This window comes from Pseudomonas sp. 44 R 15 (assembly GCF_900004965.1).
Lineage (GTDB): Bacteria > Pseudomonadota > Gammaproteobacteria > Pseudomonadales > Pseudomonadaceae > Aquipseudomonas > Aquipseudomonas orientalis_A.
Genome location: NZ_CVTU01000047.1, coordinates 42,027 through 59,993, shown reverse-complemented (window position 1 = coordinate 59,993; position 17,967 = coordinate 42,027). Strand labels below are relative to the sequence as shown.

15 protein-coding genes and 1 pseudogene are annotated in these 17,967 nt (G+C 61.5%); 7 read left to right on the top strand and 9 right to left on the bottom strand.

From position 1 onward, the window contains the following. Positions 1-22 precede the first annotated feature (22 nt). Both xdhC and guaD read left to right on the top strand, forming a co-directional pair. Positions 23-865 (top strand): xanthine dehydrogenase accessory protein XdhC, encoded by an 843-nt coding sequence (gene xdhC / locus BFP93_RS05435; RefSeq protein WP_065892353.1) that lies wholly within the window; start codon positions 23-25, stop codon positions 863-865. Between the two features lie 7 nt (positions 866-872). Next, the gene (guaD, locus tag BFP93_RS05430; protein ID WP_065887866.1) at positions 873-2,177 is read left to right on the top strand and encodes a guanine deaminase; all 1,305 of its coding nucleotides are present in this window, start codon (positions 873-875) and stop codon (positions 2,175-2,177) included. 139 nt (positions 2,178-2,316) lie between these two features. Here guaD and BFP93_RS05425 read toward each other — a convergent pair whose 3' ends face one another. Next, on the bottom strand, positions 2,317-3,081 hold the full coding sequence (locus BFP93_RS05425) for a GntR family transcriptional regulator (RefSeq protein WP_065887865.1): 765 nt from the start codon (positions 3,079-3,081) through the stop codon (positions 2,317-2,319). Between the two features lie 361 nt (positions 3,082-3,442). Here BFP93_RS05425 and BFP93_RS05420 point away from each other — a divergent pair, with 361 nt between their 5' ends. After that, the gene (locus tag BFP93_RS05420; protein ID WP_065892352.1) at positions 3,443-4,633 is read left to right on the top strand and encodes a benzoate/H(+) symporter BenE family transporter; all 1,191 of its coding nucleotides are present in this window, start codon (positions 3,443-3,445) and stop codon (positions 4,631-4,633) included. A gap of 37 nt (positions 4,634-4,670) precedes the next feature. Here the strand turns inward: BFP93_RS05420 and BFP93_RS05415 are convergent, their stop codons facing one another. Continuing rightward, positions 4,671-5,015, bottom strand: coding sequence for a YggL family protein (locus BFP93_RS05415; protein WP_057721210.1), 345 nt, complete (start codon positions 5,013-5,015; stop codon positions 4,671-4,673). Positions 5,016-5,252: 237 nt separating this feature from the next. Between BFP93_RS05415 and dacB the strand changes: the two genes are divergently transcribed. Next, positions 5,253-6,713: a D-alanyl-D-alanine carboxypeptidase/D-alanyl-D-alanine endopeptidase gene (gene dacB / locus BFP93_RS05410; RefSeq protein ID WP_065887863.1), complete on the top strand. Its 1,461-nt coding sequence runs from the start codon at positions 5,253-5,255 to the stop codon at positions 6,711-6,713. 9 nt (positions 6,714-6,722) lie between these two features. On the opposite strand, the gene BFP93_RS05405 is transcribed toward dacB, so the two are convergent. Together BFP93_RS05405 and rlmKL are read right to left on the bottom strand one after the other, a co-directional pair. After that, complete coding sequence (locus BFP93_RS05405; protein ID WP_065892351.1) at positions 6,723-9,104, bottom strand: sensor domain-containing diguanylate cyclase; 2,382 nt, start codon at positions 9,102-9,104, stop codon at positions 6,723-6,725. A gap of 271 nt (positions 9,105-9,375) precedes the next feature. After that, on the bottom strand, positions 9,376-11,640 hold the full coding sequence (gene rlmKL, locus BFP93_RS05400) for a bifunctional 23S rRNA (guanine(2069)-N(7))-methyltransferase RlmK/23S rRNA (guanine(2445)-N(2))-methyltransferase RlmL (protein ID WP_065892350.1): 2,265 nt from the start codon (positions 11,638-11,640) through the stop codon (positions 9,376-9,378). A gap of 532 nt (positions 11,641-12,172) precedes the next feature. On the opposite strand from rlmKL, the gene rmf reads away from it, so the two are divergent. After that, positions 12,173-12,388 carry a ribosome modulation factor gene (gene rmf, locus BFP93_RS27095; RefSeq protein ID WP_002553055.1) on the top strand — a complete coding sequence of 72 codons (216 nt, stop codon included), beginning with the start codon at positions 12,173-12,175 and terminating at the stop codon, positions 12,386-12,388. Between the two features lie 189 nt (positions 12,389-12,577). Here rmf and BFP93_RS05395 read toward each other — a convergent pair whose 3' ends face one another. The 5 genes and pseudogenes from BFP93_RS05395 to BFP93_RS05375 all read right to left on the bottom strand — a co-directional run. Beyond that, entirely contained in the window at positions 12,578-13,597 is a 1,020-nt protein-coding gene (locus BFP93_RS05395; RefSeq protein ID WP_065892349.1) for a quinone-dependent dihydroorotate dehydrogenase, read from the bottom strand. 85 nt (positions 13,598-13,682) lie between these two features. Beyond that, positions 13,683-14,144, bottom strand: coding sequence for a transglycosylase SLT domain-containing protein (locus BFP93_RS05390; RefSeq protein WP_065892348.1), 462 nt, complete (start codon positions 14,142-14,144; stop codon positions 13,683-13,685). Further along, positions 14,137-14,523, bottom strand: coding sequence for a winged helix-turn-helix domain-containing protein (locus tag BFP93_RS05385; RefSeq protein ID WP_065892347.1), 387 nt, complete (start codon positions 14,521-14,523; stop codon positions 14,137-14,139). The genes BFP93_RS05390 and BFP93_RS05385 overlap by 8 nt, the downstream gene beginning before the upstream one ends. 158 nt (positions 14,524-14,681) lie before the next feature. Then, positions 14,682-14,903: a FliM/FliN family flagellar motor switch protein gene (locus BFP93_RS05380; protein ID WP_065887857.1), complete on the bottom strand. Its 222-nt coding sequence runs from the start codon at positions 14,901-14,903 to the stop codon at positions 14,682-14,684. A gap of 106 nt (positions 14,904-15,009) precedes the next feature. Further along, a pseudogene (locus tag BFP93_RS05375) lies at positions 15,010-15,798 on the bottom strand (secretin N-terminal domain-containing protein); the annotation flags it as partial. Between the two features lie 283 nt (positions 15,799-16,081). Here BFP93_RS05375 and BFP93_RS05370 point away from each other — a divergent pair. Both BFP93_RS05370 and BFP93_RS05365 read left to right on the top strand, forming a co-directional pair. Then, positions 16,082-17,308: a CmpA/NrtA family ABC transporter substrate-binding protein gene (locus tag BFP93_RS05370; RefSeq protein WP_065892346.1), complete on the top strand. Its 1,227-nt coding sequence runs from the start codon at positions 16,082-16,084 to the stop codon at positions 17,306-17,308. Between the two features lie 10 nt (positions 17,309-17,318). Continuing rightward, positions 17,319-17,894 carry an ANTAR domain-containing response regulator gene (locus tag BFP93_RS05365; RefSeq protein ID WP_065887855.1) on the top strand — a complete coding sequence of 192 codons (576 nt, stop codon included), beginning with the start codon at positions 17,319-17,321 and terminating at the stop codon, positions 17,892-17,894. Positions 17,895-17,967 lie beyond the last annotated feature (73 nt).

Below are 17,967 nucleotides of genomic sequence, written 5' to 3'. Positions count from 1 at the left end.
ACAGACACCACAAGAGGTGACTATGAACAACTGGATCAGCGCCCTCGCCGACCTGCAGAACCAGGGCGAGCCCTGCGTACTGGTGACCATCATCGAAGAGCTCGGCTCCACGCCGCGCAATGCCGGTTCGAAGATGGTGATCAGTGCCGCGCAGACCTTCGACACCATCGGCGGCGGGCACCTGGAATACAAGGCGATGCAGCTCGCCCGCGAGATGCTCGCCCGTGGCCAGCAGAACACCCACCTGGAGCGCTTCAGCCTCGGCGCGAGCCTGGGCCAGTGCTGTGGTGGCGTCACCGTGCTGCTGTTCGAACCGATGGGCCAGGTGCAGGCGCACATCGCGGTATTCGGTGCCGGCCACGTGGGGCGTGCGCTGGTGCCGTTGCTGGCGAGCCTGCCGTGCCGGGTGCGCTGGATCGATGCCCGTGAGCAGGAATTCCCGGAGAACATCCCGCAAGGCGTGCGTAAAATCGTCAGCGAAGAGCCGGTCGACGAGATCGCCGACTTGCCGGCGGGCAGTTACTGCATCGTCATGACCCACAACCACGCGCTGGACCTGGAACTCACCGCCGCCCTGCTCAAGCGCAATGACTTTGCCTACTTCGGCCTGATCGGCTCGAAAACCAAACGCGTCAAATTCGAACACCGCCTGCGCGATCGCGGCTTCGATGCCGCGCAACTGCAACGCATGCGCTGCCCCATGGGCCTCACCGAGGTGAAGGGCAAACTGCCGGTGGAGATTGCCATCTCCATCGCCGGCGAAATCATCGCCACCTATAACGCCAATTTCGGCCAGCACACCGCCAGCGCCGAACCCATTGCCAAATTGCTGCCGGTGTCACGCCGCAGCCAAGCTATCAATTGAGATCACCATGCCTTTGACCCGCAAAGCCTACCGCGCCGCCATCCTGCACAGCATCGACGACCCTGCCATCGTGGGCATTGAAGCGTCCTACGAATATTTCGAAGACGGCCTGCTGGTGATCGATAACGGCCAGATCAGTGCGCTCGGCCACGCCAGCGACCTGCTGCCGACGTTGCCCGCTGACATCGATATCACTCACTACCAGGATGCATTGATCACCCCCGGCCTGATCGACACCCACATCCACCTGCCGCAGACCGGCATGGTCGGCGCCTATGGCGAGCAGTTGCTGGACTGGCTCAACACCTACACCTTCCCCTGTGAAAGCCAGTTCGCCGACAAGGCCCACGCCGAGGAAGTCGCGGACATTTTCATCAAGGAACTGCTGCGCAACGGCACCACCACCGCGCTGGTGTTCGGCAGTGTGCATCCGCAGTCGGTGAACGCGTTCTTTGAAGCGGCCGAAAAACTCGACCTGCGCATGATCGCCGGCAAGGTGATGATGGATCGCAATGCGCCGGACTACCTGACCGACACGCCGCAATCCGGCTACCAGGAAAGCAAGGCGCTGATCGAGCGCTGGCACGGCAAGGGCCGCCTGCACTATGCCGTCACGCCGCGCTTTGCGCCGACCAGCACGCCGGAGCAACTGGCGCTGGCCGGGCAACTGCTGGGCGAGTACCCGGACCTGTACATGCAGACCCACATCAGTGAGAACAAGCAGGAAGTCGAATGGGTGAAGGAGTTGTTCCCGGAGCGCAAAGGCTATCTGGATGTGTACGACCACTACAAATTGCTGGGCGAACGCTCGGTGTTTGCCCACGGCGTGCATCTGTGTGACGACGAGTGTGCCCGGCTGGCGCAGACCGGCTCGGCCGTGGCGTTCTGCCCGACGTCGAACCTGTTCCTCGGCAGTGGCCTGTTCAACCTGCCGATGGCCGAGAAGCACACACTGAATGTCGGCCTGGGCACCGACGTGGGCGGCGGCACCAGCTTCTCGCTGCTGCAAACGCTGAATGAAGCCTACAAGGTCATGCAATTGCAGGGCGCGCGGTTGAGCCCGTTCAAGTCGCTGTACCTGGCCACCTTGGGCGGCGCGCGGGCGTTGCGCCTGGAAGACCGGATCGGCACCTTGCAGCCGGGCACGGACGCGGACTTCCTGGTGCTGGACTACAACGCCACGCCGCTGCTCAGCTACCGCTTGAAGCAGGCCAATAACATTGCCGAGACGTTGTTCGTGTTGATGACATTGGGAGATGATCGGGCGGTATTGCAGACCTACGCGGCCGGCAATCTGGTGCATCAACGCTAATTTCAGAGGCACCAAAAAACCAATGTGGGAGGGGGCTTGCCTCCGATTGCGGTGGATCAGCCAACCTATGCATTGACTGACACACTGCTATCGGGGGCAAGCCCCCTCCCACATTTTTATCCCCGGTGAATCAGGGAAACTACAGTTTTACCGAAGAGCGCCCCGCCTTCTTGGTCTGCAACAGATGCGAGAACACCGCATGCAAATCATCCGACGCACTTTCCTCATCGAGGTTGAGCTTGCTGTCGATGTGATCCATGTGATGCATCATCAAATCCACCGCCAGTACCGCATCCCGGGCTTCGATCGCGTCGATCAGCTGGGTGTGCTCATCGTAGGAACAGTGCGAGCGGTTGCCGCTTTCGTACTGGGCGATGATCAATGAGGTCTGGGACACCAGGCTGCGCTGGAAGCTGATCAGCGGCGCATTCTTCGCCGCTTCGGCCAGCTTCAGGTGAAATTCGCCGGAGAGGCGAATACCGGCGCCACGGTCACCACGGGAGAAACTGTCGCGTTCGTCGTTGACCATCTGGCGCAACTCGGCCAGTTGTTCGGCGGTGGCGTGCTGCACCGCCAACTCGGTGATCGCCCGCTCCACCAGACGCCGCGCCATGAACACCTGGCGGGCTTCATCGACGCTCGGGCTGGCGACGACCGCGCCACGATTGGGCCGCAGCAACACCACACCCTCATGGGCCAGGCGCGACAACGCGCGGCGAATGATGGTACGGCTCACGCCGAAGATTTCGCCCAGTGCCTCTTCACTCAATTTGGTGCCAGGTGCCAGGCGTTGTTCGAGGATCGCCTCGAAGATATGCGCGTAGACGATATCGTCCTGGGTTCCGCTGCGACCGGTCTTGCCGGCGCGCGGTTGTTTCTTGAGAGGTTGCAACTGTTCGTTCATGGGCACTCGGGTAGGGAGAACGGCGGCGAATTAACGGTAATACGACAACTTTAAGGTAATACGGCAACAGGGAGTCGCTGGCAAGTATCGCCTGAAAACACGGCACATTGTACACAACCCAATGCGCCAACACACTGTACGGCTGTTTGCGGCGCCGGCTGTATTGCAATGGGTCGCTGCGTTTGAGTTTAGGCTTGATTCCACGATTTCCCATGAACGACATCCCACTGTAGGAGCGAGCTTGCTCGCGAAGAACCCAAGGGCGCCGCGTTTAATCTGATTGCCCGCGTTATCGTTGGCGATTTTCGCGAGCAAGCTCGCTCCTACCGCGTGCGGAGTCAGGTAAAAGGAACACCCTTTCATGACCGACGCCACCCAAGCGCCGCTGCGCCCGCTGGCCGACACTTCACCTTCGGCCATCGTCGCCGGTTTCATCGCGATGATGACCGGCTACACCAGCTCGCTGGTGCTGATGTTCCAGGCCGGCCAGGCCGCCGGTTTGACCACGGCGCAGATTTCCTCGTGGATCTGGGCGATTTCCATCGGCATGGCGGTGTGCAGCATCGGCCTGTCCCTGCGCTATCGCACGCCGATCACCATCGCCTGGTCGACACCCGGCGCGGCGCTGTTGATCACGAGCCTGGGCGGCGTCAGTTACGGCGAGGCCATCGGTGCCTACATCACCTGCGCAGTGCTGGTGACCCTCTGCGGGCTGACCGGCAGCTTTGAAAAACTCGTCAAGCGTATCCCCGCGTCGCTGGCGGCGGCGTTGCTGGCGGGGATTCTGTTCAAGATCGGCAGTGAAATCTTCGTCGCCGCGCAGCATCGCACCGGCCTGGTGCTGGGGATGTTTTTCACTTACCTGATCATCAAGCGCCTGTCGCCGCGTTATGCGGTGCTGGCCGCACTGGTGAGCGGCACCCTGCTGTCGGGCTTGATGGGGTTGCTGGATTTCAGCGGTTTTCATCTGGAAGTCGCAACACCGGTATGGACCACACCGCACTTTTCGCTGGCGGCGACCATCAGCATCGGTATCCCGCTGTTCGTGGTGGCGATGACCTCACAGAACATGCCGGGGGTCGCCGTGCTGCGCGCCGACGGCTACACCGTGCCGGCCTCGCCACTGATAACCAGCACCGGCCTTGCCTCGCTGGTGCTGGCGCCCTTTGGCTCCCACGGCATCAACCTGGCGGCCATCAGCGCGGCGATCTGCACCGGGCCGCACGCTCACGAAGACCGCAACAAGCGCTACACCGCAGCCGTCTGGTGCGGGGTGTTCTACGGGATTGCCGGGGTGTTCGGCGCCACATTGGCGGCGCTCTTCGCCGCGTTGCCCAAGGAACTGGTGCTGTCGATTGCGGCACTGGCGTTGTTCGGCTCGATCATCAATGGCCTGAGCATCGCCATGAGTGAGCCCCGGGAGCGGGAAGCGGCGTTGATCACCTTCATGGTCACCGCGTCAGGCCTGACGTTGTTTTCCATTGGTTCGGCGTTCTGGGGGATTGTGGCGGGAGTGTTGACGCTGCTGATTCTGAACGGGCGCAAGGCATAAAAAAACGGCGACCCTCAGGTCGCCGTTTTGTTTAGTATCACTTGGCCGCGTTGATCGGCTTTTCCGGATACCACACGTCCAGCAACGGGCTGACTTCAGCCTTGGTCAGCTCGGAACGGGTTTTCAGCCAGGCTTCAACGGCAGCACGCTGCTCTTCGTTGACCGAGCCACGCTTCTGCAGGCAAACCAGACCGTAGTCATCGCCGCCGACATAACCCAGACCGTTGGCTTCCATGGCTTCTTTGATGAATGCTTCGAGGAAAGCGTCGATAGCTTCTTCACTCAGGCCTTCTTTGAAGTCCAGGTTCAGTTCGAAACCCAGCTCTTGAAATTCATCAACGCACAGTTTTTTGCGCAGACGCTGGGAACGGTTAGTCGCCATTGGAACAATCCTCTTAAGTAATAACGGCCGGCACTTTAGCAGTTTAAGGCGGCAATTGCCCGACTCTCTGGGACGGGCGGCGTTTGGCCGATAAAAAAACCCGGATTACCCGCTATCGTTCAGCTACAAGTAAGCTCGGCTTGGGGCATAATGCCGACACTTTCATGACCAATGAGGGATTTTTCTTGTATACCCCTCGCCTTTTTCACCCTCCTCAGCAGTAGGGTCTTATTTTTTATGATCAAATCGTTGCGTTCTGTTTTCCTCGCCGGTGTTCTTCTGCCATTGGCCCTGCATGCCACCGCCGCCCCCGTCAATAACACCCTGCCCCCCAGTGTTGCCCAGGCCCTTCAGAAGGCCAAACTGCAAAATACCGCCCTGTCCCTGGTGATGTTGCCCTTGAACGGCCCCGGTACGCCGACCGTGTTCAATGCCGACGTTTCGGTGAACCCGGCCTCCACCATGAAACTGGTGACGACCTACGCGGCCCTGGAAATGCTCGGCCCCAACCATCAGTGGAAAACCGAGTTCTACACCGACGGCGTACTCAGTGGCGGCGTGTTGCGCGGCAACCTGTATCTCAAGGGCGGCGGCGATCCCAAGCTGAACATGGAGAAACTCTGGCTGTTGATGCGCGACCTGCGCGCCAACGGCGTACAACAGGTCACCGGCGACCTGGTCCTGGATCGCAACTTCTTCCAGCAGCCCCAATTGCCGGAGTTCAATGACGACGGCAACGACGAGAACAAGCCGTTCCTGGTCAAGCCCGATGCCCTGCTGGTCAACCTCAAGGCCCTGCGCTTCGTGACGCGAAATGATGCCGGGCGGGTGATCGTGTCGGTCGAGCCGCCGATTGCGAGCATTCGCATCGACAACCAGGTGAAAGTCTCCAACGCCAAACAATGCACCGGCGACGTACGCTACAGCCCGGTGACCGCCGCCGATGGCAGTGTGACCGTGACCGTCAGTGGCCAGTTGGCGGACGGTTGCAGTTCGCAGACCTACCTGTCGCTGCTCGACCATGCCACCTACACCGCCGGCGCCGTGCGTGCGATCTGGAAGGAGTTGGGCGGCACCATCCAGGGCCGCGATATCCAGGCGCCGGTGCCCAAGGATGCCAAAGTGTTGGCCCGTGCCTTCTCGCCGGACCTGGCGGAAATCATCCGCGACATCAACAAATACAGTAACAACACCATGGCCCAGCAACTGTTCCTGAGCCTGGGCGCGCAGTTTCGCAACGATGCCGATGGCGACGATGCCAAGGCCGCGCAACGCGTGGTGCGTCAGTGGCTGGCGAAGAAAGGCATTACCGCGCCACACCTGGTGATGGAGAATGGTTCCGGCCTGTCCCGCGCCGAACGGGTCAGCGCCCGTGAGATGGCAGCCATGCTGCAAGCGGCCTGGAAAAGCCCCTACGCCGCCGAATACATCAGCTCGCTGCCGATCGCCGGCACCGACGGAACCATGCGTAAACGCCTGAAGACCACCGCCATGCGCGGCGAAGCTCATGTGAAGACCGGCACCTTGAACACCGTGCGCGCCATCGCCGGGTTCAGCCGCGACAACAATGGCAACACCTGGGCGGTGGTGGCGATTCTCAACGATTCCAAGCCGTGGGGCGCGTCGTCAGTGCTGGACCAGGTGCTGCTTGACCTGTATCGCCAGCCGAAAGCAGTGGCAGCCGCGCCGGTGCTCTAGAGCACCGGTTCAGTCTGTGGGAGCGGGTTCCACCCGGTCCCTGCCCGCCTGTTTGGCGACATAGACAGCCGAATCCGCGCGCAGCAGCAACCCATCGATACCTTCATCGATCCGCCAGCTGGCGACCCCAAAGCTGGCGGTGACGACGCCCACCGGTGCCATCGGCACACTGCGCAACGACTGCCACAACTCCATCGCCAGGCAATAGGCCTGGGCGCTATCGGTATGCGGGCAGAGCACCACGAACTCTTCCCCGCCCAGCCGGCAGAACACGTCGGTGCGGCGCAGGCGCTGGCTGATTCGCTTGCACAGCTCGCGCAATACGTCGTCGCCGATACCATGCCCGTGCTGGTCGTTGATCCGTTTGAAGTGGTCGATATCCAGCATGATCACCGACAGCGCTCCCGATGTGCGGTTCAGGCGCAGCAGTTCGACTTTCATGCGGTCCTGGAAATAGCGGCGATTGTGGATGCCGGTCAGGGAGTCGGTGATGGACAGCGTGCGCAATTCGTCTTCCACGCGCTTTAAATCGGAAATATCCGACACATAGCCATGCCACAACGTACCGCCGCCGGGTAATTCTTCCGGGGTCGCTTCGCCACGAATCCAGCGCAGGCCCCGCTGGGGCAACTGAACGCGATATTCTTCGCGCCAATGGCTCAATTGCAGCGCCGACAAGCGTATTGACGCGCGTACCCGCTCAAGGTCCTGGGGGTGAATGCGCTCCAGGATTTTGCCCGCATCCTGCTGCAACACGCCAAGCTCGATTTCATAGATATCGCGCATGCCTTCGCTGGTGTAAATGAAGCGCCAGCGATCGTGGGGCTCCAGCGTGAACTGGAAGATACCGCCAGGTACATGGACACTGAGTTTTTTCAGCAAGCGATCCCGCGCCGCCAAGGCCTCGTAGGCGCGCTTCTGCTCAGTGACATCCAGGTAAATGGCCAGGTGCCCGACCCACAGGCCATGGTCATCCAGCAACACTGTGGCCAGCATATTCACGGTCAAAGGGCTGCCGTCCTCACGCACCAGCGTCCACTCGCGGGCGTCGTGCTGCCTGTCCGGGCTTTCCACCAGCATCGCCTGGCTCGGCGTAATACGCTTGCCCAGCGCCGCGCTCAAACGCGTGGCGCGGGCCTCAAGCTCCGAGGCCAGGTGCAGGCTTTCCAGCGTCAGGTGACCCACCACGTGTTCGCTCTTGAATCCCAGCATCCGTTCGGCGCCGGCATTGAACATGTTGATGACTCCGCGCAAGTCAGTGGCAATGATTGCGACGTGCGTTGCCGCGTCCAGCACACTGCGCAATTGGCCGTGTGCGCCGCGCAGTTCCTGTTCACGCAGGCGCAACTGCGCGGTACGCTGCTCCACCAGTGCCAGCGCCCGCTGGCGTTGGCTGACCAGCACATAGAGCAGAGCCGCGAGCAGCGCACTCAGCAGCACGCCCATGACCAATATGGTGTGGGTCGAAGAATGGTTGGCCTTGTCGAATACCTCGCTGGCGCGCAGGCTCAGCGCGTAGACGTGGTCACCGAGGGTAAGTCGTCGGGCAGCGACAAGGTCGCTGTCGCCCGGCACATTGCTCGACGCATACAGCACCCGTTGCTCAGTGTCGGAGGTATCGACGATCTGCATCACCAGGTTATCCCGGCTGGACTTGGGCAAACCCTCGGCCACCAACTGGCGCATGCTGATCACCGCCATTACATAGCCGTACGGCTGGGGATCGACCGTTTTGCGCACCGGCGCTACCAGCAGCACCCCGGCGGCATACGCCGGCTCCAGGCCCACCAGTTGCATGGGCTGGGACACCGCCGCCTGGCCGCTGGCTTGCGCGCGCTCGACAACCGCGCGCCGCAGGGGTTGGGCAAGCAGGTCAAAACCCATTGGCGAGCCCAACAGACTCTGGGTCTGGCTATATAAAACCGGCACGTATTCATCGCGATCGGACGCCGGCGCCAGCTCGCCTGCCGAATTCAATTCGCGGATGGTGAAAGGTGCGCCACGCTGGCGCGAGATGGTCTGCTCGAACTGGCTGCGCTGATCCCCGGACACTCGCGGCGCCCAGGCATAGGCACGCGCGTGCAACAACAGGGACTGGGCGAAACCGTCAAATTCGGCGCGGGACACCTCGTCGGAATTGACGAAAAAACGCCGCAGGCTATCCAGGCGCAGCTCCTGGTCTTCGAAGCGTTCCTGAATCCGGCTGTAGCGCTCGCTGACCAGCAACTGGAAGCGCTGGCGCACCTGTTGCTGATACAGGTCGGCAGCGGCCCACGCGATGACCAGGGTCAGCGCGCCACCCGTTGCCATTACCACCAATGCCACCAGCCAAGCCGATGCCTGTTCACTGATAAAACCAAGGATTTTCGGGCGTACGGCTTGCATCGGCATAGGCAACACTCACAGCGCCAGCGTGCGGGGTGTCACTTTGGCGGGACGTTAAGTTATAGCCATCCGTCGGGGGTTTGACCAGTGTAAAAAATGCGCACGCTTAATGTGGGAGGGGTTTGCCCTAATACCGTCTGTAGGAGCGAGCTTGCTCGCGAAAAACTCACAGGCACCGCGTTCATTCAGGAAGCACGCTTTATCGTTGACGTTTTTCGCGAGCAAGCTCGCTCCTACCTGACTGGCATTAGGGCTTGCCCCCCCCCACATCGGCTACTCAGCGTGCGCTGATTTTCCACGCCCGATGGATCTTCGCGTTACGCGCGAAATCCGGGTCGATGGTCTTGTCGCTGATTTCCTCGACCGCATAGCGTTCGCTGAGGTTGTCTTCCAGCTGGAACTTGCGGAAATTGTTCGAGAAGTACAACACGCCCCCCGGCGCCAGGCGCGCCATGGCCAGGTCGAGCAACTGCACGTGGTCACGCTGGACGTCGAAGATGCCTTCCATGCGCTTGGAGTTGGAAAAGGTTGGCGGGTCAATGAAAATCATATCGAACTCGTCACGACTGGCTTCCAGCCACGCCATCACGTCACCCTGTTCCAAGCGGTTCTTGTCGGAAAACCCGTTGAGGGAAAAATTGCGCCGCGCCCAGTCCAGGTAGGTCTTGGACAAATCGACACTGGTGGTGCTGCGCGCGCCGCCCTTGGCTGCGTGCACACTGGCGGTAGCGGTGTAGCAATACAGGTTGAGGAAACGCTTGCCCGCCGCTTCCTTCTGAATGCGCATGCGCATCGGCCGGTGATCAAGGAACAGGCCGGTGTCCAGGTAATCGGTGAGGTTGACCAACAGCTTCACGCCACCTTCGCTGACCTCGGTGAACTTGCCCTGGGCGCTTTGGCGCTCGTATTGCTTGGTGCCGCTCTGGCGCTCGCGACGCTTGACCACCACGCGGCTCTTGTCGACGTTGAGCGCCTGGGGAATCGCCGCGAGCGCGTCAAACATGCGCGCCGAGGCCTTCTCCGGGTCGATGGACTTGGGCGCGGCATATTCCTGCACATGCACCCAATCGTGATACAGGTCGATGGCCATGGAATATTCCGGCATGTCGGCGTCGTACACACGGTAGCAATCCACGCCCTCACGCTTGGCCCACTTGCCCAGCTGCTTGAGGTTTTTCTGCAGGCGGTTGGCGAACATCTGCCCGCCTTCGCTCAGGCGCGCCTGTTCGACCACCGGCGCCGGGGCCGGCTTGATCGGGTTGCCGTTCTTGTTGTACTGACGCTCTGCCGGTTCGGTCGGAGCCTGGTCGTAGGCCGCTTGCTCACGCTCGGCCTGGCGCTGCTCCGGGGTGCGACGCTCGCCGGTGACGAACTGATCGGGGTTGACCTTGATCAGCAACAATTTGCACGGCAAGGCGCCGTTCCAGAACGAATACTGTTTGTGGCTGCGAATGCCCATTCGCTTGCCCAGGTCCGGCGCGCCGGTGAACACGGCCGCCTCCCAACCCATGCAGGCCTGGCGCAGACGCTCGCCGAGGTTCTGGTAGAGATACAACAGGCTGGCCTCATCACCCAAACGCTCGCCGTACGGCGGATTGCAGATCACCAGGCCTTTCTGGTTCTGGTCCGGGCGCGGCTCGAACGTGCCGACTTCGCCCTGGTACACCTTGATCCAGTGGCTCAGGCCTGCGCGCTCGATGTTGTTGCGGGCCGGCTGGATCAGGCGCGGATCGGCTTCGTAGCCACGCACCCACAGCGGGGTTTTGTTCATGCCGACAGCGGCACGTTCAGTGGCCTCGGCGTGCAGTTTCTTCCACAGCGCCGGGACGTGCCCGAGCCAGGTGGTGAAGCCCCACAGTTCGCGATTGAGGTTGGGGGCCATGTCGGCGGCGATCATGGCGCCTTCAACCAGGAAGGTGCCGACGCCGCACATCGGGTCGGTCAATGCGCCGCCCTCGGCAGCAATGCGCGGCCAGCCGGCGCGAATCAGGATCGCCGCCGCGAGGTTTTCCTTCAGCGGCGCGGCGCCCTGCTGCAAGCGGTAGCCGCGCTGGTGCAGGCTGTGGCCGGACAGGTCGAGGGACAGGATGGCTTCACCACGGTCCAGGCGCAGGTGGATGCGCAGGTCCGGGTTGATCTTGTCGATGGAGGGACGTTCGCCGGTCGGGGTGCGCAGCTTGTCGACAATCGCATCCTTGACCTTGAGCGCGCCGAAGTGGGTGTTGTCGATGCCCGAGCCGTGACCGCTGAACTCCACCGCCAGGCTGCCGTCGCTGACCATGTGGTCGGCCCACTCGATATCCAGCACGCCGTGGTAGAGGTCCTCGGCGTCCTTCATCGGGAAGCGCTTGAGGACCAGCAGCACCCGGTTGGCCAGGCGCGACCAGAGGCACAGGCGGTAGGCGGTTTCCATGTCGGCCATGCCGCGCACGGCCGAGGTGTGCTCGCGGGCCTCCTCAAGGCCAAGCCCGACGGCTTCCTCGATCAGCAGGCCTTCGAGGCCCTTGGGGCAGGTGAGGAAGAGTTCAAAACGGTCCGACATGGGGCATTCCAGGCTTTTCAGCAATAAATGAACGGGCGACGCATCGCCGGCTCGGTTTTCAATCAAGCACTTTTCTTGAAGAGCGCTCGCGTGGCACGAATGTGCCGTTCCACCCCGTCTGCCGGGCCCTCGGGCCTTTATCGACGGTGCAGAAAAAGAATTTGAAGCAACAAAAAGAAATATTCCGACCCTTCGTCGAATAATAACCGACTGCAACAGGGGGTCATTCTCACCAAAGGATTAATCACATTTCCTTCGCAGGGCACATCATAGCTGGCTTTGCTTGAAAAAAGGGGCGAAAAGCCATCCCAGCTTATGGCTATAGCATCGTTATCGTTACGTGCTTATGACAAAACGATCATTGAATCCATGTGACCTATTGGTTAGAACTCAACACAGGTTGGCGCCGTAACGACGCCGACACATCGGCTCGCCACGCCGGCAGCGAGCCCACCAACGGCAGAAAAACTCTGCCCGGCCTCAGACGAGGCCGAAGGATATCTAGACAGTCAACAAGTGAGGGAAACACCCTATGAGAAGACTTAAGCGTGATCCGTTGGAAAGAGCATTTTTACGCGGATATCAATATGGCGTTCATGGAAAATCCCGTGAGCTTTGCCCATTTACTCTACCGTCGGTACGCCAAGCCTGGATCAATGGCTGGCGAGAAGGACGTGGCGACAACTGGGACGGTATGACTGGCACTGCGGGCATCCACAGACTCAACGAACTTCACGCCGTCGGCTAATCAGGGCATTTATAATCCGACACATCAACTTGAATAGATAACGACTTAACCACGCACGTCCTATCCGGGCGGCGGGCTTCGGCCCAGGGGCTCCTTCAGGGAGCCCTTTTTATTGCCTGTAACTGATCGTTCCCTCGCTCTGCGTGGGAACGATCTTCGGGGCGCGCGGGAACGAGCCTTCTGGAACCCTTAGCGCAACGCGGCGATCGCGTCCACCGATTCGCGAATCAGCGCGGGGCCCTTGTAGATAAAGCCCGAGTACAGTTGCACCAGGCTCGCGCCCGCTGCGATCTTTTCAGCCGCGTGCCTGCCTTCGGTGATTCCGCCCACCGCGATGATCGGCAAGCGCCCCGCCAGTTCGGCGGCCAGCACCTTGACGATATGGGTGCTTTTGTCCCGCACCGGCGCGCCGGACAAACCGCCCGCCTCGTCACCGTGGGCCAGGCCTTCGACGCCCGCACGACTGAGGGTGGTGTTGGTCGCGATCACCGCATCCATCCCCGCGTCCACCAGGGCCTGGGCCACCAGCACGGTCTCTTCATCGCTCATATCGGGCGCGATCTTGATCGCCAACGGCACACGCTTGCCGTGACGCACCGCCAAGTCTTCCTGGCGCTGGCGCAACGCTTCGAGCAGTTGCTTGAGCGAGTCGCCGAACTGCAGGCTGCGCAAACCCGGGGTATTGGGCGAACTGACGTTGACGGTGACGTAGCTGGCGTGGGCGTAGACTTTGTCCAGGCAGATCAGGTAATCGTCCACCGCGCGCTCCACCGGCGTATCGACATTCTTGCCGATGTTGATGCCGAGGATGCCCTTGTACTTCGCCGCCTGAACCCGCGACAACAAATGGTCCACGCCCAGATTGTTGAAACCCATGCGGTTGATGATCGCCTCGGCGTCCGGCAGGCGGAAGATCCGCGGCTTGGGGTTGCCCGGTTGCGCACGAGGCGTCACGGTGCCGATCTCGACAAAACCGAAACCCAACTGCGCAAACCCGTCGATGACCGCACCGTTCTTGTCCAGACCGGCAGCCAGCCCGACCGGATTGGGAAAGTCGAGTCCCATCACCGACACCGGTACTTTCGCCGCAGCCTTGCATACCAGGCCATTGAGCCCCAGGCGGCCACCGGCGCCGATCAGGTCCAGGGACAGATCGTGGGAGGTTTCCGGGGAGAGTTTGAACAACAGCTGGCGGGCCAGGGTATACATGGGCGGGCTAGACTCGGATGGCGGCGAAAGGTGGCGCGATTATAGCCGGGGAGACGGGCAGCATGCGAGGCGTGCCGCCGACTCGTCAATTACGGTGGGCCATCAAGGCCTCATAACGCGCCCAGACTTTTTCGGCGTATCGCAGGCGCAACGCGTCACGCTGCGCTCCGGCGCCCGGCCCCACATTGTAGGAACCCACCGCCGTCCAGTTGTAGCCGAAACGCTGGACGAACCCGGCAAGAATCGAGGCGCCAACCTCCACCGACAGACACGGCTCGTTCAGCAACCGTTCCTCGGTGATGCCCAGCTCGAGCAAGCGAGGCAAGTGACTGCTGTTGATTTGCATCAAGCCGATATCATGGGTGCCATTGGCGTTGACCGCGTTGATCGCCTGCGCCCGGAACCCCGACTCCACCGCCGCGATCGCCTGCAGCAACTCCGGCTCGAAGTCGTAGCGACGCGCCACCTCATCCCAGCAGTAGGCCAGGGCCTGGTTGCTGCCCAGCAGCAGGCCGAGGATCAGGCCCCTGCCCCACCGCTTAGACATGGCTGATCTGTCCGCATGCCGCGCACGTGTGCACCACCCGCATCGGCTCAGTGTCTCTGACCTGCACGGGGCAGGTAAAACGATACCCCTTGCCATACACGGTCTTGATAAACCCCTTGTCGGCGTTCAAGTGTTTGCGCAAGGCATAAATGCAACGGGTCAATGACTCATCGGCCACCTCGCCCCTGGGCCAGGCGAGCGCCAACAGGCGGTCCTTGGTCATCAACGTACCGCCGGAGGCCAGCAACAATCGAAGCACGCTGCCCTCTTTGGGCGGCAGTTGAATGTCGGTTTCCCGGCCTGTCAGCCGACCATCGTCATGCAAGGTCCAATCAGCGAAAACAAGGGACTTTGTCGATTCTTCAATCACCACCGCCATAAGGCACCTGCACGTTCGACTGCTGACATTCAATCCATTCTTCCTGTGACGGCCCACTTGCCCGATGCCATGACTATAAAAACCTCCCTCGCGTATCACGTTAGGAAAAGCCCGATTCAATCAGCGTCTTTCAGCGGTTTGCTGTAAGACAATTCGCCTCAACCGGAATACGGCAGCCACTCCTGATACACCTCATGCAGCTCCACCCCTAATCGATCCTCCAACTGCACCAACTCACCCACCGCCATCAGTTGCCCATTGACCCGAACCTCCACGCAATGGATGACTTCGGGTGCCAAAGGCAAGACTTTGCCCGGCGCAAACGCAGCCAGTCGCTTGCGGCTGATCAGTTGCTCCTGCAGCAGTATTTCCAGGTACATGGACTAACGCCTTTATTCAGGGAGAACGCTCGCCGCCCGACCTGACAAACGCACGTTGCACACGTTCATATTGCGCGGCCGTCAACGGCGGCGGCCCGGCCGGGGGCTTCGATTCGTCACGACCCGCTTCCACACGCCATGACGAGATTTCATTGACTTGCTTGGGCACATCCAATTCATCCACCAGTTTTTCGATCAGGCTGACCTGAGCTGGCTTGCCCTTGATCAGGAGGCTGTTGGTGTCCGGATAAGCGATCAGCGTCAGGTTCTTGTCCGCCAGCAGGCCCTTCTGCTCACTGGCCAGCAGGCCTTGGATGACGGAGGCCATGCCCGGCACCGTGACCTTGTTTGCGCCGGTCCCATGCTGCCGATCCTCGACGTGGGTATTGAACACCTGCACCACACCGAAGGCGTGCGCCCCCACACGCAGTTCACTGCGTTGCCGGTCGGTCAATTGCGCCAGCCGCAGCACCTGGCTGACGTAGCTCGGCGGCCCGGACACGTAGAACGTACGCACCCCGCTGTCGCGCAAGGGATAGCGCGATTCATCCATGCCTGTTCGGCGCATGATGCCGCGCAGCCGGTTGACCGAAATGTACCGCAGCGCCACCGCAGAGGTCCTGGCTTCGCTCGCGTTGTAGAGGTACACGGCCTGCCCGTCGCTGTGCCAGATCAGGCCTTCCTGCCCGGCCAGCGTTTCGAGGACCTGTTGCGGCGCGTCAAAATCGAATGTCCCGCTGACACGCTTGGGCGCCGCTTCCCGACTGACCACCACAGGCATCCCCAACGGCACCGACAGCGCCGTGAAAAAACTGTCCAGGCGCTCATCCCTGGCCTGATACGGATCGCCCCGGGCCACATGGCTGACCAGCAACAGCGCGACCCACAGCAGCATGCTGCCGAGGCGGTGGCGGGTCGTAATGGCGGAATCAGCATGCACCGTGGGTTTTTCCTGGGGAGGAGGACGCAAAAGAGCGGCCATACTGAAAGGCGGGCGAGGTTCAATCATGATGGAAAGCTGACGGCTGCCCCGTGGCATGTGCCTTGCTACGCACTCTCTATCAGGGCGCGCACCACCGACGGTGCGGGCCTACGGACAAAGGCGTCGTTTCCCTGTAATGGCCGGTATCGCCATCCGAGGGCGCGACGCTTTTTTTTGCGAGAAAAGGTAGGTGTTGATGAACGATTCGGTCGACGGCAGCCCGGTGAACCCCGCGCTCGCCTGGGTAAACGGCAGTGACGCCCCGGAAAAGAGCAGCCTGGACCTGGGTTTCATGGCCCTGACTGATTGCGCCTCGCTGGTGGTCGCCGCCACCCAGGGGTTTGCGCAACCCTACGGCCTCACACTGAACCTCAAGCGCCAATCGTCCTGGGCCAACTTGCGCGACAAACTGGTCAGCGGTGAGCTGGACGCCGCCCATAGCCTCTACGGCCTGATCTATGCCGTGCACCTGGGCATCGGCGGCGTTGCGCCGAGCCCGATGGCGGTGCTGATGGGGCTCAATCAAAACGGACAGAGCATCAACCTGTCCCGTGGGCTGCAACAGCAGGGCGTGGTCACTCCTGAGGCGCTGGATCGCCACGTGCACCAAAGCCGCACAAAACTCACCTTCGCCCAGACCTTTCCGACAGGCACCCACGCCATGTGGCTGTATTACTGGCTGGCGAGCCAGGGCATCCACCCGCTGCGGGACGTGGACAGTGTGGTAGTGCCCCCGCCGCAGATGGTCGCGCACCTGCAGGCGGGACGCATCGACGGCCTGTGTGTCGGCGAACCCTGGTGCGCCAGCGCCGTCCAGCAGAACCAGGGCTTCACCCTGGCGACCAGCCAGTCGATCTGGCCCAATCATCCGGAAAAAGTCCTGGGTTGTACCCAAGCCTTCGTCGACCAGTACCCCAATACGGCGCGCGTATTGGTGATGGCGATTCTTGAGGCCAGTCGCTTTATCGAAGCGAGCACGCAAAACCGTCGTTCCACCGCCCAACTGCTCAGCGCCCGCGAGTACCTCGACGCACCGCTGGACTGCATCGAGCCGCGGCTGCTGGGGCACTACGAAGATGGCCTGGGCAACCAGTGGCAGGACCCGCATGCGCTGCGGTTCTTCGCCGATGGCGCGGTCAACCTGCCTTACCTGTGCGACGGTATGTGGTTCATGACCCAGTTTCGCCGTTGGGGCCTGCTGCGCGAAGACCCCGATTACCTGGCCGTCGCCCGCCAGGTGCAACAATTGGATGTGTATCGTCAGGCCGCCAGCGCCGTGGGCGTGCCGACCCATGCCCAGGATATGCGCAGCAGCCAGTTGATCGACGGCAGGATCTGGGACGGCTCCGACCCCGCCGGCTATGCCCGCAGCTTCCGCCTGCACGCCATGGCGGATGACACCAGCCGCCAAGCGCTGCGCTAGGAGCACGAGCATGCTGCGAATCCTGTTGATCAACGACACCCCGCGCAAAGTCGGCCGGCTCAAGGCCGCGCTGACCGAGGCCGGCTTTGAGGTGATCGATGAATCCGGCCTGACCATCGACTTGCCCGCACGCGTCGAAACAGTGCGCCCCGACGTGATCCTGATCGATACCGAGTCACCCGGCCGCGATGTGATGGAACAAGTGGTGCTGGTCAGCCGGGACCAGCCCCGCCCTATCGTGATGTTCACCGATGAACATGACCCGACTGTCATGCGCCAGGCGATCAAGTCCGGGGTCAGTGCCTATATTGTCGAAGGCATCCAGGCCCAGCGCCTGCAACCGATCCTCGAGGTGGCCATGGCGCGCTTTGAAAGCGACCAGGCCCTGCGTGCCCAGCTGCACGCCCGCGATCAACAGTTGGCGGAACGCAAGCGCATCGAGCTGGCCAAGGGTCTGCTGATGAAAATGAAGGACTGCAATGAGGAAGAGGCCTACACCCTCATGCGCCGTCAGGCCATGAGCCGCCAGCAGAAACTGATTCAGGTGGCCGAACAGATTATTGCCATGAGCGAATTGCTCGGCTGATCTGGCGCGGCTCTTGCTAAAGAACCGTTACAGGTAGCCAACGGCGGTTGCCCCATCAACGACAAAGACGTCG

What these genes read in the sequence shown, in the direction of transcription:
- BFP93_RS05425 (WP_065887865.1), bottom strand. Translation starts at nt 3,081, where the DNA reads ATGAACGAACAGTTGCAACCTCTCAAGAAACAACCGCGCGCCGGCAAG.
- BFP93_RS05365 (WP_065887855.1), top strand. Translation starts at nt 17,319, where the DNA reads ATGCTGCGAATCCTGTTGATCAACGACACCCCGCGCAAAGTCGGCCGG.
- BFP93_RS05385 (WP_065892347.1), bottom strand. Translation starts at nt 14,523, where the DNA reads ATGGCGGTGGTGATTGAAGAATCGACAAAGTCCCTTGTTTTCGCTGAT.
- rmf (WP_002553055.1), top strand. Translation starts at nt 12,173, where the DNA reads ATGAGAAGACTTAAGCGTGATCCGTTGGAAAGAGCATTTTTACGCGGA.
- dacB (WP_065887863.1), top strand. Translation starts at nt 5,253, where the DNA reads ATGATCAAATCGTTGCGTTCTGTTTTCCTCGCCGGTGTTCTTCTGCCA.
- rlmKL (WP_065892350.1), bottom strand. Translation starts at nt 11,640, where the DNA reads ATGTCGGACCGTTTTGAACTCTTCCTCACCTGCCCCAAGGGCCTCGAA.
- BFP93_RS05380 (WP_065887857.1), bottom strand. Translation starts at nt 14,903, where the DNA reads ATGTACCTGGAAATACTGCTGCAGGAGCAACTGATCAGCCGCAAGCGA.
- BFP93_RS05415 (WP_057721210.1), bottom strand. Translation starts at nt 5,015, where the DNA reads ATGGCGACTAACCGTTCCCAGCGTCTGCGCAAAAAACTGTGCGTTGAT.
- BFP93_RS05390 (WP_065892348.1), bottom strand. Translation starts at nt 14,144, where the DNA reads ATGTCTAAGCGGTGGGGCAGGGGCCTGATCCTCGGCCTGCTGCTGGGC.
- guaD (WP_065887866.1), top strand. Translation starts at nt 873, where the DNA reads ATGCCTTTGACCCGCAAAGCCTACCGCGCCGCCATCCTGCACAGCATC.
- xdhC (WP_065892353.1), top strand. Translation starts at nt 23, where the DNA reads ATGAACAACTGGATCAGCGCCCTCGCCGACCTGCAGAACCAGGGCGAG.
- BFP93_RS05395 (WP_065892349.1), bottom strand. Translation starts at nt 13,597, where the DNA reads ATGTATACCCTGGCCCGCCAGCTGTTGTTCAAACTCTCCCCGGAAACC.
- BFP93_RS05420 (WP_065892352.1), top strand. Translation starts at nt 3,443, where the DNA reads ATGACCGACGCCACCCAAGCGCCGCTGCGCCCGCTGGCCGACACTTCA.
- BFP93_RS05405 (WP_065892351.1), bottom strand. Translation starts at nt 9,104, where the DNA reads ATGCCGATGCAAGCCGTACGCCCGAAAATCCTTGGTTTTATCAGTGAA.
- BFP93_RS05370 (WP_065892346.1), top strand. Translation starts at nt 16,082, where the DNA reads ATGAACGATTCGGTCGACGGCAGCCCGGTGAACCCCGCGCTCGCCTGG.